The 15685-nt window shown below is 65.5% G+C and carries 12 protein-coding genes; 9 read left to right on the forward strand and 3 right to left on the reverse strand.

Going from position 1 to position 15685, the window contains the following annotated elements:
- Position 1: 1 nt before the first annotated feature.
- The 3 genes from polA (at position 2) to AB3X98_RS31095 (ending at position 5402) form a co-directional block, all read left to right on the forward strand.
- Positions 2-2809, forward strand: a complete 2808-nt coding sequence (gene polA, locus AB3X98_RS31085) for a DNA polymerase I (protein ID WP_368605209.1) — start codon at positions 2-4, stop codon at positions 2807-2809.
- Between the two features lie 257 nt (positions 2810-3066).
- Positions 3067-4443 (forward strand): NAD(P)/FAD-dependent oxidoreductase, encoded by a 1377-nt coding sequence (locus AB3X98_RS31090; protein WP_069261339.1) that lies wholly within the window; start codon positions 3067-3069, stop codon positions 4441-4443.
- Between the two features lie 86 nt (positions 4444-4529).
- The gene (locus AB3X98_RS31095; RefSeq protein ID WP_069261338.1) at positions 4530-5402 is read left to right on the forward strand and encodes a dienelactone hydrolase family protein; all 873 of its coding nucleotides are present in this window, start codon (positions 4530-4532) and stop codon (positions 5400-5402) included.
- A 27-nt stretch (positions 5403-5429) separates the two neighbouring features.
- Here the strand turns inward: AB3X98_RS31095 and AB3X98_RS31100 are convergent, their stop codons facing one another.
- On the reverse strand, positions 5430-6299 hold the full coding sequence (locus tag AB3X98_RS31100) for a sulfurtransferase (RefSeq protein ID WP_069261337.1): 870 nt from the start codon (positions 6297-6299) through the stop codon (positions 5430-5432).
- A gap of 139 nt (positions 6300-6438) precedes the next feature.
- Entirely contained in the window at positions 6439-7545 is a 1107-nt protein-coding gene (locus tag AB3X98_RS31105; RefSeq protein WP_069261336.1) for an aromatic ring-hydroxylating dioxygenase subunit alpha, read from the reverse strand.
- A 307-nt stretch (positions 7546-7852) separates the two neighbouring features.
- On the opposite strand from AB3X98_RS31105, the gene AB3X98_RS31110 reads away from it, so the two are divergent.
- The 4 genes from AB3X98_RS31110 (at position 7853) to folE2 (ending at position 12005) form a co-directional block, all read left to right on the forward strand.
- Complete coding sequence (locus tag AB3X98_RS31110) at positions 7853-8167, forward strand: exodeoxyribonuclease VII small subunit (RefSeq protein ID WP_342946998.1); 315 nt, start codon at positions 7853-7855, stop codon at positions 8165-8167.
- Entirely contained in the window at positions 8164-9045 is an 882-nt protein-coding gene (locus tag AB3X98_RS31115) for a polyprenyl synthetase family protein (protein ID WP_069261334.1), read from the forward strand. Before AB3X98_RS31110 ends, AB3X98_RS31115 begins: the two co-directional genes overlap by 4 nt.
- 84 nt (positions 9046-9129) lie before the next feature.
- Positions 9130-11031, forward strand: a complete 1902-nt coding sequence (gene dxs / locus AB3X98_RS31120; RefSeq protein ID WP_069261333.1) for a 1-deoxy-D-xylulose-5-phosphate synthase — start codon at positions 9130-9132, stop codon at positions 11029-11031.
- Between the two features lie 167 nt (positions 11032-11198).
- Positions 11199-12005 (forward strand): GTP cyclohydrolase FolE2, encoded by an 807-nt coding sequence (gene folE2, locus AB3X98_RS31125; RefSeq protein WP_368605196.1) that lies wholly within the window; start codon positions 11199-11201, stop codon positions 12003-12005.
- Positions 12006-12085: 80 nt separating this feature from the next.
- Here the strand turns inward: folE2 and tsaD are convergent, their stop codons facing one another.
- Positions 12086-13114, reverse strand: coding sequence for a tRNA (adenosine(37)-N6)-threonylcarbamoyltransferase complex transferase subunit TsaD (tsaD, locus tag AB3X98_RS31130; protein ID WP_368605210.1), 1029 nt, complete (start codon positions 13112-13114; stop codon positions 12086-12088).
- Positions 13115-13283: 169 nt separating this feature from the next.
- Here tsaD and AB3X98_RS31135 point away from each other — a divergent pair, with 169 nt between their 5' ends.
- Positions 13284-14504, forward strand: coding sequence for an NAD(P)/FAD-dependent oxidoreductase (locus AB3X98_RS31135; protein WP_069261331.1), 1221 nt, complete (start codon positions 13284-13286; stop codon positions 14502-14504).
- Positions 14505-14672: 168 nt separating this feature from the next.
- Positions 14673-15593: a universal stress protein gene (locus AB3X98_RS31140; RefSeq protein ID WP_368605197.1), complete on the forward strand. Its 921-nt coding sequence runs from the start codon at positions 14673-14675 to the stop codon at positions 15591-15593.
- Positions 15594-15685 lie beyond the last annotated feature (92 nt).

Genomic DNA, 15685 nt, shown 5'->3' on the forward strand with positions numbered 1-15685 from the left:
AATGCCTGAAGAACTACGCGTGGATACAAAGCTGAAGCTACAAAACGGGCTGGAAGGTAAGACCCTGCTGCTGGTCGACGGTTCTAGCTACCTCTATCGGGCCTTCCATGCGATGCCGGATCTGCGCGGTCCTGACGGCGAACCCACGGGCGCGCTATACGGCATCATCAACATGCTGCGTCGCATGCGCAAGGACGTTACGGCAGAGTATAGCGCGTGCGTGTTCGATGCAAAGGGCAAGACGTTCCGCGACGACTGGTACCCCGAGTACAAGGCCAACCGGCCTTCCATGCCCGAGCCGCTCGCTGCACAAATCGAGCCCATTCACACGGCCGTGCGCGCGCTCGGCTGGCCGCTGCTGATGATCGAAGGCGTGGAGGCCGACGACGTGATCGGCACGCTCGCGCGCGAGGCCGAGAAGCTCGGCATGAAGGTCATCGTTTCTACCGGCGACAAGGACCTCGCGCAGCTCGTGACAGACCACGTCACGCTCATCAACACGATGACGAATGAAACGCTCGATCGCGAAGGCGTGATCGCCAAGTTCGGCGTGCCGCCGGAGCGCATCATCGATTATCTCTCGCTCATCGGCGACACCGTCGACAACGTGCCGGGCGTGAACAAGTGCGGCCCGAAAACGGCGGTAAAGTGGCTCACGCAATACGACTCGCTCGACGGCGTGATCGCGCATGCGGATGAAATCAAGGGTGCAGTGGGCGGCTATCTGCGCGACGCGCTCGACTTCCTGCCGATGGCGAGAAAGCTCGTCACGGTGGAAACGGCTTGCGATCTCACGCCGCATCTCGAGTCGATCGAAGCGTCGCTCGCCACGCGAGCCGAAGCGCGCGAAGAGCTGCGCGATATTTTCGCGCGCCACGGCTTCAAGACCTGGCTGCGCGAAGTCACCGAAGCGAGTCAGCAGAGCGAGACGGTGCCCGCCGCGACCCAGGGCGACGTGCCCGAAAAAGATGCGATCGTGCAGCCCGCGCTGTTCGTCGACGCCCCGCGCCATTACGAAACGATCCAGACGTGGCCGCAGTTCGACACGTGGCTCAGGCGCATCGAAGACGCCGAACTCACCGCGTTCGACACCGAGACCACGGCGCTCGATCCGATGGTCGCGAAGCTCGTCGGCATCTCGTTCTCGACGGAACCCGGTGTGGCCGCCTATTTGCCGCTCGCACATCGCGGCCCGGACGCGCCCGATCAACTGCCGCAGGGCGAAGTGCTTGCGCGCCTGAAGCCCTGGCTCGAAAGCGGGAAGCACAAGAAAGTCGGCCAGCACATGAAGTACGACGAGCAGGTGCTCGCGAACTACGGTATCGAGCTCAATGGCGTGGAGCATGACACGCTGCTCGAATCGTATGTGCTCGAATCGCATCGCAGCCACGACATGGACAGCCTCGCGCTGCGCCATCTGGGCATCAAGACGATCAAGTACGAAGAGGTAGCGGGCAAGGGCGCGCAGCAGATCGGCTTCGACGACGTCTCGCTCGAAAAGGCCGCCGAATACGCTGCCGAAGACGCCGATGTCACGCTGCAACTGCATCGCGCGCTCTATCCGCAGATCGCGCCCGAGAAGGGCCTCGATCACGTGTATCGCAACATCGAACTGCCCACATCGCGCGTGCTGCGCAAGATCGAGCGCAACGGTGTGCTGATCGACTCCGAGAGGCTCGAAAAGCAGAGCGCGGAAATTGCCGTGCGGCTCATCGCGCTCGAAGAGGAAGCGTATGCGCTCGCGGGCGGCGAATTCAATCTGGGCTCGCCCAAGCAGATCGGCCAGATCTTCTTCGAGAAGCTGCAGCTGCCGGTCGTGAAGAAAACGCCGAGCGGCGCGCCTTCCACCGACGAAGAAGTGCTGCAAAAGCTCGCCGAAGATTACCCGCTGCCCAAGATCCTGCTCGAGCATCGCGGGCTTGCGAAGCTCAAGTCCACGTACACCGACAAGCTGCCGCGCATGGTGAACGCGCAAACGGGCCGCGTGCACACGAACTACGCGCAGGCCGTGGCGGTCACGGGCCGTCTTGCGTCGAACGATCCGAATCTGCAGAACATTCCCGTGCGCACGGGCGAAGGCCGGCGCATTCGCGAGGCGTTCATCGCGCCGCCGGGGCACAAGATCGTTTCCGCCGACTATTCGCAGATCGAACTGCGCATCATGGCGCATATCTCGGGCGACGAGTCGCTGCTCGCGGCGTTCGCACGCGGCGACGACATTCACCGCGCCACGGCTTCCGAGGTGTTCAGCGTCACGCCGCTCGAAGTGAGCGCGGACCAGCGGCGCATCGCCAAGGTCATCAATTTCGGCCTGATTTACGGCATGAGCGCGTTCGGCCTCGCATCGAATCTCGGCATTACGCGCGACGCGGCGAAGCTTTATATCGACCGTTATTTCGCGCGCTATCCGGGCGTGGCGCGCTATATGGACGAAACGCGCATGGACGCGAAGTCGCGCGGCTATGTCGAGACCGTCTTCGGGCGCCGCCTGTGGCTGCCCGAGATCAACGGCGGCAACGGCCCGCGCCGCCAGGCCGCCGAGCGCGCCGCCATCAACGCGCCCATGCAAGGCACGGCCGCAGACCTCATCAAGCTTTCCATGGTCGCGGTGCAGAAGTGGCTCGACGAACGCAAGATCGGCACGAAGATGATCATGCAGGTGCACGATGAACTCGTGCTCGAAGTGCCGGGCGACGAACTCGCCGAAGTGCGCAAGCGCTTGCCCGAGCTGATGTGCTCGGTGGCGCAGCTCAAGGTGCCGCTCGTCGCCGAAGTGGGCGTGGGCGAGAACTGGGAAGAGGCGCACTGAAGGCGTTGTAGTGCTTAGTGAAGCTCTACTAAGTACATACTGAATGCGAAGTGCTGCCGCAAAAGCCGTAACCAGGACGTAACTGCCCGCGCGCGATAAGGCAAGCCTCGCGTGCGTGATGTCGCGAATGCGCGCCGCAAGGGTTGCCGCCGCGCGCTCCGTCGGCCGACAATGATTTGATTGAAGGCCGGTGCCTCGCACGTCACGTTGTCGACGCATCGGCCTTTCTATCGCCTTTCGACATGCACGGAGAGTCTATGCATCGCTTTATCGTTGTGGGAGGAGGCGCAGGCGGGCTGGAGCTGGCAACACGGCTCGGCGATCGTTATGGCGAGGCGCGCGCGAAGCGGGGCAAGCCGCAAGCGGCATCGATCACGCTGGTCGACCGCAATCCAACGCATATCTGGAAACCGCTCCTGCACGAAGTCGCGGCGGGCAGCATGGACCCATTCACGCATCAGCTCGAATATCCGGCGCAGGCGCGCTGGCATGGCTTCGAGTTCCAGCAGGGCGAGCTGACCGGGCTCGACCGCGCGGCAAAGCGCATCACGCTCGGGCGCGTGCTCGACGAAGACGGCGCGGAAATGCTGCCCGAGCGCGTGCTCGAATACGACACGCTCGTGCTCGCAATCGGCAGCACGACGCATTTTTTCGGCGTGCCGGGCGCGGCCGAGAATTCCATCGCGCTCGACACCGTCGAGCAGGCCGAGCGGTTTCGCAAGCGTTTGATCGCCGCGTGCATGCGCGCCGAACATCAAGCGCCCGAAAAAGTCGCGGTGGAGGTGACGGCGGACGACCTCGCGCCGGCCATGGACGCCGGCGCCGAGCCGCGCGTGCAGGTGGCGATCATCGGCGCGGGCGCGACGGGCGTCGAGCTTTCAGCCGAGCTGCGCAACACCGCGCAGGTGCTGTCGGCCTATGGACTGCACAAGCTCGATCCGCGCAACGACGTGGGCATCGTGCTGATCGAGGCCGGCCCGCGCATCCTGCCCGCGCTGCCGGAGCGCGTTTCTTCGGCGACAGGCGAGCTGCTGAACAAGCTCGGCGTGAAGCTGCTGACGAGCGAACGCGTGATCGAAGTGGCGCCTGGCGTCGTGCGCACCGCGAGCGGCAAGAACCTGCGCGCGGACCTCACGGTCTGGGCCGCTGGCATTACCGCGCCGGCTGTGCTCTCGCGGCTTGACGGTCTCACCGTCAACAAGCTCGGCCAACTGATCGTGCGCCGTACGCTGCAAACGGAACTCGACGACAACATCTTCGCGCTCGGCGACTGCGCGGCCTGCGAATGGCCGGGCCACGAGCGCGGTGTGCCGCCGCGTGCGCAAGCCGCACACCAGCAGGCCACTTTCCTGTTCAAGTCGCTGGGCAATCTGCTCGCCGGCAAGCCGCTCGAGGAGTTCACCTATCGCGACTTCGGCTCGCTGGTGTCGCTCGGGCACTTCAGCGCGGTCGGCAACCTGATGGGCGGGCTGATCGGCGGGAATATGTTGATCGAAGGGTTGTTTGCCCGTTTCATGTACATGTCGCTGTACCGGCTGCACATCGCGGCGCTGCACGGCTACGCGCGCATGGTGCTCGACACCTTCGCGCACTGGCTGCGCCGCACGACGTTGCCGCGCGTGAAGCTGCACTGAGCGGCTGCACCGGGCGGCGCTTGTGTCCGGGGCGCGGCGCTATTCTGCCTGTTTCCGCTGTTTGATCTATCTTCAAGGAGCGCTGCGTGCTGAAACCTGAAGTCGATAGCCTCGTCCCGCACGTGCCGTTCGATCGGCGCACCTTCATCAAGGCGGCGCTCGGCAGCGGATTCGCCGCTGCCGTGCTGCCCGTCTCGGCGCAAACCATCCACACCGACAGCGAAGGCCTCGAAGCCGGCGAGATCGGCTTCCAGTCCGGCGGCACGCTCATCCCGGCGTATCGCGCGCAGCCGCGCGGCAAGACGCACTTGCCGGTGATCATCGTGATCCACGAGATCTTCGGCGTGCACGAGCATATCGCCGATGTGTGCCGCCGCTTTGCGAAGCTCGGCTATCTGGCCATCGCGCCGGACTTCTTCGTGCGTCAGGGGGATGCCTCGGCGTACCCGACAGTGCAGCAAATCAGCGAGAACATCGCGAGCAAGGTGCCCGATGCACAGGTGCTCGGCGACATCGATGCGGCGCTTGTGTGGGCTGGCGAGAACGGTGGCGATCTGAAGCGCGTGGGCGTCAATGGCTTCTGTTGGGGCGGGGTCTACACGTGGCTCTATGCCGAGCACAATCCGCGCATCAAGGCGGCGGTTTCCTGGTATGGCCGCGTAGCGGGCGCACACACGGAAAATTCGCCGCAGAATCCGCTCGATCTCGCGGGCAATCTGCAGGTGCCGGTACTCGGCATGTATGGCTTGCAGGACAACAGCATTCCGCAGAACACGCTCGAGCAGATGAAGGCCGCCATCGCGCAGGGTCCGCAGGATGGGCGCGGCTCGCAAATCGTCGTGTACAACGATGCGGGCCACGCGTTCTTCGCGGACTACCGGCCGAGCTATCGCAAGGCCGATGCGGAGGATGGCTGGAAGCGCGCGATTGCCTGGTTCAAGGAGCACGGCGTGGTGTGACGCCGTGCCCGGCTCCGGATACCCGGCTTAGGGGTTGGGGCCAGTCGCGACCGGCCGCGACGCGTCGGCGCTCCATTCGCTCCACGAACCGGGATAGAGCGCCGCGCCGTGCAGGCCGGCAATCTCCATCGCGAGCGCATTGTGGCAGGCGGTCACGCCCGAGCCGCATTGCAGGACCACGTGTTCGGGCGTGATGCCAGGCAGCACCGCCGTAAAATCTTCGCGCAGCGCATGCGCCGACTTGAAGCGGCCGTCCGGCGTGAGATTGTCCTGATAAAACCGATTGCGCGCGCCAGGAATATGGCCGCCCACCGGGTCGATCGTTTCGTTCTCGCCGCGATAGCGGTCGGCGGCGCGCGCGTCGACGACCGTGAGTTCGTGCGTGGCGAGATTGCGGACGATGGCCTGCGCGTCCACCGTCACCTGCAGCGGCGCGCCGGCCTTGAAGGTGCCGCGCGCGGGTGTCGGCACGTCGCGCACGAGTGGGAAGCCCGCGGCTTCCCACGCCTTGAGGCCGCCGTCGAGCACGGCCACCGAGTCGTGGCCGAGCCAGCGCAGGAGCCACCACAGGCGGGCGGCGTAGGCGCCGCCTTGCGCGTCGTAGGCCACGACCTGCTGGCCTTCGTTGAGCCCGCGCAGCAGGAGCGTGGCGACGAGCGCCGAGCGGTCGGGCAGCGGATGGCGGCCGTTCTTGCCGGTTTTCGGGCCCGAGAGGTCGCGGTCCAGATGCAGGTATTGGGCGCCGGGCAGATGGCCGAGCGCATAGGCGTTCTCACCCGCGGCGGGATTGGCGAGATCGAAGCGGCAGTCGAAAACCAGCACGCTGCCCGGCGCGGCGGTCAGGCGTTCGTGCAGATTGGCGGCCGAGATCAGCGTGGTGTAGTGCGTGTGGGGCATGACGGCTCCTTGAATCGTGCAAGGCCGCCCTCTCTCGCGATGCGACGGCCCGGTGCCGTCAGTCTAAACAAAAAGACGGGGCGAAGCCCGTCTTTCCGTGATGCGTTCGAGTTGCCCGACGCCCGCGCCAGGCCGCGCGTCAGATCGGTCCCAACTCGCGGCGCAGAAACTCGTGGAAGTGCTGCATGCCGTCTTCCATCGGGCTCTGGTACGGGCCGACCTCGGAAACGCCACGCTCGAACAGCGCCCTGCGGCCGGCGTCCATGCGCTCGGCAATCTCGTCGTCTTCGACGGCGGTTTCCATATAGGCGGCGCGCTCGGCCTCGACGAACTCGCGCTCGAAGAGCGTGATTTCCTCGGGGTAATAGAACTCGACGATGTTCTTCGTCTTCTGCGTGCCTTCGGGGATCAGCCACGAGACCACGAGCACGTGCGGATACCACTCGATCATGAGATTCGGGTAGTACACCATCCAGATCGCGCCGAACTCCGGCGGCTCACCGTTACGGAAGCGCAGGACTTCGTCGTGCCACTTGCGGTACGTCGGGCTGCCCGGCTTGCCGAGGTGCTTGTGCACGCCGACGGTCTGCACGCTATACCACTCGCCGAACTCCCACTGGAGATCGTCGCACGAGACGAAGTTGCCGAGTCCCGGGTGGAACGGCACGACGTGATAGTCTTCCAGATAGACCTCGATGAAGGTCTTCCAGTTGTAGTTGCACTCGTGAACCTCGACGTGATCGAACATGTAGTCCGTAAAGTCGAGGTGTTTCGCCGGCCCAAGGCGTGCGAGATCGCGCGCGACGTCGCGGCCCGCGGATTCGAACAGCAGCCCGTTCCACTTCTGGAGCGGCGAGCTGTTCAGGTTCAGACACGGCTTGTCCGCGAAGTGCGGCGCGCCGAGCAATTCGCCCTTGAGGTCATAGGTCCAGCGATGCAGCGGACATACAATGTTGTCTGCCGTGCCGCGACCGTTTAGCATGATGGCCTGGCGATGCCGGCACACGTTCGAGAGCAGCTCGATTTCGTTGCTCTTGTTGCGAACGAGCACGCGGCCTTCTTTTTCGCCGGGCAGCGCAAAATAGTTTCCCGCCTCGGGCACCATGAGTTCGTGCCCGACGTAGCGAGGACCCTTCTGGAAAAGCGTGTCGATTTCGCGCTTGAGTAGCGCTTCGTCAAAATAAGCGGTGACTGGCAGCTGGCTGTGGATAGACTTCAGCTGCAATGCATTGCTCAGATTGGACATTCCCACTCCCGATGAAGACGTGAAAGCAGTGAACAACCCAACCATCGAAGATTCGATTTAGGGAGCCGGCGATTATACCCGGTTACCCCCTCGTGGGGTAGCTAAGTGACTGATTTTTGCCAAAATTACACCGGAAAGACGGCAGGAATTCAGGAAGTATGAGACAAATGCACGGGTAATCGGGCCTTCTGGAACCGATTTGTACTGGCCCCGAACATGTGGTCGAGAGGGTACACAAGCCGGGGAGCGGGTCGAACGGGACCTTTTGCCGTAGAATGTCCGCCTTGTTTCATTCTGGCGACGACTCATGGCGAAATCCGCAACGAAAGACCGCGCTGGCGCGGGCGAAAGCGAAGCCGGGCTGGCCGAGGGCGAAGCCCTGCCCGAGAGCTACGAGGTGGCGCTTGCGGAGCTCGACGGGCTCGTTGCACGCATGGAAGGCGGCAGCCTGAGTCTGGAAGAATCGCTTGCAGCCTACCGCCGTGGCGCGGCGCTCGTGCGCTTCTGCCAGCAGCAGCTCGAAAAGGTTGAACAACAGGTGCGCGTGCTCGACGGCGAGACGCTGCGGCCCGTGCCCCTCAATACGACAGACTCCGCAGCGGGCGGAGACGACGATCTATGACATTTGACCAATGGACCCGGCACGTACTCGACCGGGTCGAAAGCGCGCTCGATCACTATTTGCCGGCTGCCGACGTATTGCCGGCGCCGCTGCATGACGCCATGCGTTATGCCGTAATGGGCGGCGGCAAGCGGGTGCGTCCGCTCCTGTGCCACGCGGCGGGCGAACTCACCAACGCCACGCCGCAAGCGCTCGACGCGGCGGCCTGCGCGCTCGAAATGATCCACGTCTACTCGCTCGTGCACGACGACATGCCGTGCATGGACGACGACGACATGCGTCGCGGCAAACCCACCGTACACGTCAAATATGACGAACCGACGGCGCTGCTGGTGGGCGATGCGCTGCAGTCGCAAGCCTTCGTCACGCTGACCTCCGATGTGCTCGGTGCCCAGCACCAGGCATCGCTCGTGCGCGAACTCGCGCTGGCCAGCGGCTCGATCGGCATGGCCGGCGGCCAGGCCATCGACCTCGCGAGCGTGGGCCATTCGCTCACCCGCGAGCAGCTCGAAACGATGCACCGCCTGAAGACCGGCGCGCTCTTGCGCGCCGCGGTCCGCATGGGCGCGCTGGCGGGCGAGACGCCTTCGGCGGAAAACCTCGCCGCACTCGACAAATACGCGGCGGCCGTGGGCCTCGCGTTCCAGGTGGTGGACGACATTCTCGACGTCACCGCCGACTCCGCAACGCTCGGCAAGACCGCTGGCAAGGACGCGAAGGACGGCAAGCCGACCTACGTGTCGATTATCGGTCTTGATGCATCGCGTGCGCTCGCGCAGCAGTTGCGCGCCGACGCACACGCGGCGCTCGAACCGTTCGGCGCGCGCGCTCAGCGCCTCGCCGAACTCGCTGACCTGGTGGTGAACCGGGTGAGCTGACCGCGCAACCCGCCCACGCGCATGAAATGGAAGTAATGCGCAGAAAAAGTGCGGGAGCGCCAGTTTTCCTACAATGGAACGACGATGTACGACTTGCTGAAAACCATTGACGACCCGGCGGATTTGCGCCGCCTTGATCGCCGCCAGTTGCAACCGCTTGCCGACGAACTGCGTGCCTTCGTTCTCGAGAGCGTCTCGCAGACGGGCGGCCACCTGTCGTCCAACCTCGGTACGGTCGAACTGACGATCGCGCTGCACTACGTGTTCGACACGCCGCGCGACCGCATCGTCTGGGACGTGGGCCATCAGACCTATCCGCACAAGATCCTGACGGGCCGCCGCGATCAGATGTCGACGCTGCGTCAACTCGGCGGCATTTCGGGTTTCCCGAAACGCGACGAGTCGCCGTACGACACGTTCGGCACCGCGCACTCGAGCACGTCGATTTCGGCGGCGCTCGGCATGGCCGTGGCGAGCAAGCTCAAGGGCGACAATGCCATGGGCATCGCCGTGATCGGCGATGGCGCGATGACGGCCGGCATGGCCTTCGAGGCACTGAACAACGGCGGCGTGGAAGACGACGTGCCGCTGCTCGTCATCCTCAACGACAACGACATGTCGATTTCGCCGCCGGTTGGTGCGCTCAATCGCCATCTCGCGCGCCTCATGTCGGGCCGCTTCTACGCCGCCGCACGCGCGGGCGTGGAGCGCGTGCTGCGCCATGCGCCGCCGGTGCTCGACCTCGCGCGCAAGCTCGAAGAGCACGCGAAGGGCATGATCGTGCCGGCTACGCTGTTCGAGGAATTCGGCTTCAACTACATCGGGCCGATCGACGGCCACGATCTGGATTCGCTGATCCCGACGCTGCAGAACATCAAGGAACTGCGCGGCCCGCAATTCCTGCACGTCGTGACGAAGAAAGGCCAGGGCTACAAGCTCGCCGAAGCCGACCCGGTCCTGTACCACGGTCCCGGCAAGTTCAACCCGGCCGAAGGCATCAAGCCGTCGACAACGCCCGCCAAGAAGACCTACACGCAGGTGTTCGGCGAATGGCTGTGCGACGCGGCTGAACTCGATTCGCGCGTGATCGGCATCACGCCGGCCATGCGCGAAGGCTCGGGCCTCGTCGAGTTCGAAAAGCGCTTCCCGGACCGCTACTACGACGTCGGCATCGCCGAGCAGCACGCAGTCACGTTCGCGGGCGGCATCGCGGCAGAAGGCCTGAAGCCCGTGGTCGCGATCTACTCGACCTTCCTGCAGCGCGCGTACGACCAGCTGATCCACGACGTGGCCCTGCAGAACCTGCCCGTCGTGTTCGCGATCGACCGCGCGGGCCTCGTCGGCGCGGACGGCGCAACGCACGCCGGCGCGTACGATCTCGCGTTCATGCGCTGCATTCCGAACATGATGATCATGGCGGCGTCGGACGAAAACGAATGTCGCCAGATGCTTTACACGGCGCTTCAGCAGGACTGCCCGACGGCCGTGCGCTACCCGCGCGGTGCGGGCACGGGCGTGGCGACCGTCAAGCAGATGGCCGCGCTGCCGGTGGGCAAGGGCGAAGTCCGCCGCGAGAGCAACGCGCCGGCCGGCAGCCGCATCGCGATCCTCGCGTTCGGCACGATGGTTGCGCCGTCGCTCAAGGCCGCCGAGGAACTGGACGCCACCGTGGCGAACATGCGCTTCGTGAAGCCGCTCGACGCGGACCTCGTGAAGCAGCTCGCCGAAACGCACGACTACCTCGTGACCGTCGAGGAAGGCTGCATCATGGGCGGCGCCGGTTCGGCCTGCGTGGAAGCCCTCCTTGAAAGTGGGGTTATCAAGCCCGTACTACAATTGGGCCTCCCCGACCGCTTCATCGACCACGGCGACCCGGCGAAGCTGCTGGCGGGCTGCGGGCTCGACGCAGCAGGGATCGCGAAGTCGATTCGCGAGCGCTTTCTCGACAAGGCAGTGTCCGGCAAGTCGGTGATGCGCGTTGCCTGAGGTCGATTGAGATCGCGATAGTTTGATTGGTGCGTCGCCCTCGCGGCAGCCCAATTCACATTTGAACTGGCGGGCGGGTTCCTACCCGGCTTTCCGCCAGCAAACGCCGGCTCATGCCGGCGTTTGTTATTTGCGCGCCGCGTATGGCGCGGCTTGAGGATAAGAACATGAATCAGATGAACCCGGCCTTCGTGATGCCGGACGTCCAAAGCTCCGTCGATACCCGTCAGATCGTGATCCAGCGCGTCGGCGTGAAGGCCGTGCGCCATCCGCTCACGGTGAAGACGGGCGCGGGCGACGTCCAGCCGAGCGTCGGCACGTGGAATCTCGACGTTCATCTGCCGGCCGACCAGAAGGGCACGCACATGTCGCGCTTCGTCGCGCTGCTCGAAGAGAACAAGGCGCCGCTCGAACCCGCCACGTTCCGCGCGATGCTGGCCGCGATGCTCGCGAAGCTCGAATCGCAGGCGGGCCGTATCGAAGTGACGTTCCCGTACTTCGTGAAGAAAGTGGCGCCGGTGTCGGGCGTGGAAAGTCTGCTGGACTACGAAGTGACGCTCACGGGCGACGTGCGCAACGGGCAAACGCGCCTGTTCCTCAAGGTGCTCGTGCCCGTGACGAGCCTGTGCCCGTGCTCGAAGAAGATCTCGCAATACGGCGCGCACAACCAGCGCTCGCACGTGACGATGAATGTCGAGTTCGAAGGCGATCTGCCGGTGGAAGACCTCGTTCGCATCGCAGAAGAAGAGGCGTCGTGCGAGCTGTGGGGCCTGCTCAAGCGTCCGGATGAGAAGTTCGTGACCGAGCGCGCGTATGAGAACCCCAAGTTCGTCGAAGACCTCGTGCGCGACGTGGCCGTGCGACTGAATGCCGATGCGCGCGTGATCGCCTATACGCTCGAAGCCGAAAACTTCGAGTCGATCCACAATCACAGCGCCTACGCCGTGATCGAGCACGACAAGCGCGCGGCGTAACGCCGGCCGCCTGGTTGCACCGTCAATAAAAAGCCGCCGAAGGGCGTGGCCCTTGGGCGGCTTCTGCAGTGGCGAACGGATTAGTGCTGCGCGAGCGACGTCAGATCCCAGCGCGGCTTTACCGTGAACGCATAATCGCGCGTGGCCTGCTCGGGCCAGCGCGCGAGGCGCAGCGCCCCCGCGAGCGCGATCATCGCGCCGTTGTCGGTGCACAGCGACAGGTCCGGGTAATGCACCTCGAAGCCGCGCTTTTGCGCCGCCGCCGAAAGCGTCTCGCGCAACTGCTTGTTGGCCCCCACGCCGCCAGCCACCACAAGGCGCTTCATCTTCGTGCGCTTGAGCGCGGCGAGCGATTTCGCGGCCAGCACCTCGACGGCTGCGTCGACGAAACCGCGTGCGATGTCGGCCTTGCCCTGCTCGCAGATGTTCGTGCCGAGCTTCTTCACCTGCGTGAGCACGGCCGTCTTGAGGCCGCTGAAGCTGAAGTCGAGATCGCCCGAATGAAGCATCGGACGCGGCAGTTCGACCGCGCCTGGCGTGCCGAACTCCGCGAGGCGCGAGACTTCCGAGCCGCCCGGATAGCCGAGGCCGAGCAGCTTGGCCGTTTTGTCGAAGGCTTCGCCGGCGGCGTCGTCGAGCGTCTCGCCGAGGGTTTCGTAGACGCCCACGTCGGTCACGCGCATGAGTTGCGTATGGCCGCCCGACACGAGCAGCGCGACGAACGGAAACGGCGGCGGCGCATCAACCAGCAGCGGCGAAAGCAGGTGCCCTTCGAGGTGGTGAATCCCCACGGTCGGCCGATTCCAGGCCATGGCGAGCGCATTGGCGATGCTCGCGCCCACGAGCAGCGCGCCCGCGAGGCCGGGGCCCTGCGTGAAGGCGATGGCGTCGATGTCGCTTTTCGCGGCGCCGCTCTTCGCGAGCACTTCTTCGAGCAGCGGCAGCGCACGGCGGATATGGTCGCGCGAGGCAAGCTCCGGCACGACGCCGCCGTACTCGCGGTGCATGGCGATCTGTGAATGCAGCGCGTGCGCGAGCAGGCCGCGCTCGCTGTCGTAGAGCGCGAGGCCGGTTTCGTCGCAGGAGCTTTCGATGCCGAGAACGAGCATGGTGGGAGGCAGGGCGACGGCATTGCGCGGCACGAGCCGCCAAAAACCGCCGCTAAATCAAGAATTAACAGAACATAAAAGTATAGCAGCGCGCGTCGAAGCCGGTTGAGCGCGGCAAGCGGTGTCCCTCCCGGACAAGCCCCGCCGCCGCGCAGGTAGAATGCGCGCCATGGAATCTTTCGACATCGCCGTGATCGGCGCAGGGGCGGCCGGCATGATGTGCGCGGCGGTGGCGGGCCAGCAGGGCCGCCGCGTGGCGCTGATCGACCACGCGCCGCGCCTCGCGGAAAAGATCCGCATCTCGGGCGGGGGGCGCTGCAACTTCACGAACCTGCACGCGAGCCCGGCCAACTATCTCTCGCACAACCCGCATTTCTGCCGTTCGGCGCTGGCGCGTTACACGCCGCGCGACTTCCTCGCGCTGCTGCGCCAGCATCGCGTGACCTGGCACGAAAAGCACAAGGGCCAGCTTTTTTGCGACCAGTCGAGCGACGCGATCATCGACGTCCTGCGCGCCGAGTGCGACGCGGGCCACGTGGCGTGGCGCCGGCCGCTGCCCGTCGAAGCGGTGAGCCACGCCGACGGCGCAGGCTTCACGCTCGGCACGCCGCAGGGCGAGATACGCGCGAAAGCGCTCGTGATCGCGACGGGCGGCCTGTCGATCCCGAAGATCGGCGCAACCGACTTCGCGTATCGCGTCGCGAAGCAGTTCGGCCACAAGCTCATCGACACGCGTCCGGCGCTCGTGCCGCTCACGTTCGCGCAGGACGAGTGGGCGCCCTATGTGCCGCTCGCGGGCGTATCGCTCGAAGTCCACGTGGCGACGGGCGAGCGCAGGACCGGGGGCGCGTTCGACGAAGACCTGCTCTTCACGCATCGCGGCCTTTCCGGCCCCGGCGTCCTGCAGATTTCGAGCTTCTGGCAGCCCGGCCAGCCGATCCGCGTGAACCTGCTGCCCGAGCACGATCCGGCGGCGGCGCTGATCGACGCCAAGGGCGCGACGAAACGTCAGATCGGCAACCTGCTCGCCGAGTGGGTGCCGGCACGCCTCGCGCATGTATGGCTGGAGGCGCATCAGGTGAAGGCCGACGCGCGTATTGCCGATCTGCCCGATAAAACGCTGCGCAAGATCGGCGAGGGGCTGGCCCAGTGGACGCTTACTCCCACGGGCACCGAAGGCTACAAGAAGGCCGAAGTCACGCGCGGCGGCGTGGACACACGCGAGCTTTCCTCGGCGACGATGATGAGCCAGCGCGTGCCTGGCCTCTATTTCATAGGCGAAGCCGTGGACGTGACGGGCTGGCTTGGCGGCTACAACTTCCAGTGGGCGTGGGCCTCGGGCGTCGCGGCCGGCGAGGCTGCCGCCGAATATTCACTGGGCGCGGGCTGATTTCCTGACCGATACGCACTGCCGAATCTCTCGCGGTTGACCCCTGTCATTGTTGGCTGGGCGCCCGAGGTTCACGCTTGAATGCCTGACCACGAGGAAAAGGTACGAAACGTGAATCGAGAGGAACAGCAGCACAGCGGGCAAATGCGCGGGCCACTGCGGCGAATCATGATTGCCGTGGACGATTCGAAGGCATCGACGCAGGCACTGCGTTTCGCGTCGCGCGTGGCGCCGCGCGACGTCCAGGTGCGTATCGTCTGCGCAGCCGAACAGCCGGGCGCGTGGAACGCGGGCGGCGCGTACAGCGCGGGCGATGCGTGGATGACGGGCGCGCTCAACGCGGCGCGCGGCGATTCTCTCCACGCCGCCGAGCGTACGCTCGAGCACGCGATGTCGGCGTTCAACGGCCAGGTCGCGCTGGTCGAAGGGCAGGTGGTCGGTCTTTCCGGCGAAGCAGGCACTGTCGTGCCTGCGCTCGCCGACGCGGCGCGTGACTGGGAGGCCGACATGCTGGTGGTCGGCACGCGGCACCAGGGGCGCATGAAGCGCTGGGTCGACGGTTCGGTTTCGGGCGCGCTCGCGGTTTGCGCGCCCTGTCCGCTGCTGGTCGTGCCCGTGGAGTACGAGGAAGCGAAAGGTCACGCGCCACTCGCCCGCATCCTGCTGGCGACGGACGGCAGTCCGGCCTCGGCGCAGGCGATCGACGCGGCGCTGCGGCTGGCCGAACCGCAAACCACCTTGCGCGCGGTTTATGTCGTGGACCGCAGCAGCGTGGCCGGCGACCCGGTGCCGGGCTCGGTGCTGGAAGATGCGCTTGCCGACCTCGGGCGCAAGGCGCTGGCCAGCGCACACACGCAGCTCGACGTGTCAGGACGTGCTTATGAAACGGCGCTGGTCGCCACCGGGCGCATGCGCGATGACATCGCCCACACCGTTTTGCGCGACGCGCAGGATTGGCAAGCCGATCTCGTCGCGCTCGGCACGCAGGGCCGGCGTGGCGTCGCGCGCTGGCTGCTCGGCAGCGTCGCCCAGCGCGCCATCGAGATCACGCATGTGCCGTTGCTGCTGGTCGGGCCGGGCGCTGCCTGATGATGCTGCGCAGCCCCGCCGGGAAAGGCTCCGGGGGCGATCGGGGCGGCTGCCGGAATTGGGGTTTCCCCCCGAACCGGCACGCGATGCCC

This window comes from Paraburkholderia sp. BR14312 (genome assembly GCF_040948675.1).
Lineage (GTDB): Bacteria > Pseudomonadota > Gammaproteobacteria > Burkholderiales > Burkholderiaceae > Paraburkholderia > Paraburkholderia nodosa_A.

Coding starts and splice junctions, on each gene's coding strand:
- folE2 (WP_368605196.1), top strand. CDS start 11,199: ATGAATCAGATGAACCCGGCCTTCGTGATGCCGGACGTCCAAAGCTCC.
- tsaD (WP_368605210.1), bottom strand. CDS start 13,114: ATGCTCGTTCTCGGCATCGAAAGCTCCTGCGACGAAACCGGCCTCGCG.
- polA (WP_368605209.1), top strand. CDS start 2: ATGCCTGAAGAACTACGCGTGGATACAAAGCTGAAGCTACAAAACGGG.
- AB3X98_RS31140 (WP_368605197.1), top strand. CDS start 14,673: ATGATTGCCGTGGACGATTCGAAGGCATCGACGCAGGCACTGCGTTTC.
- AB3X98_RS31090 (WP_069261339.1), top strand. CDS start 3,067: ATGCATCGCTTTATCGTTGTGGGAGGAGGCGCAGGCGGGCTGGAGCTG.
- AB3X98_RS31105 (WP_069261336.1), bottom strand. CDS start 7,545: ATGTCCAATCTGAGCAATGCATTGCAGCTGAAGTCTATCCACAGCCAG.
- dxs (WP_069261333.1), top strand. CDS start 9,130: ATGTACGACTTGCTGAAAACCATTGACGACCCGGCGGATTTGCGCCGC.
- AB3X98_RS31115 (WP_069261334.1), top strand. CDS start 8,164: ATGACATTTGACCAATGGACCCGGCACGTACTCGACCGGGTCGAAAGC.
- AB3X98_RS31135 (WP_069261331.1), top strand. CDS start 13,284: ATGGAATCTTTCGACATCGCCGTGATCGGCGCAGGGGCGGCCGGCATG.
- AB3X98_RS31100 (WP_069261337.1), bottom strand. CDS start 6,299: ATGCCCCACACGCACTACACCACGCTGATCTCGGCCGCCAATCTGCAC.
- AB3X98_RS31110 (WP_342946998.1), top strand. CDS start 7,853: ATGGCGAAATCCGCAACGAAAGACCGCGCTGGCGCGGGCGAAAGCGAA.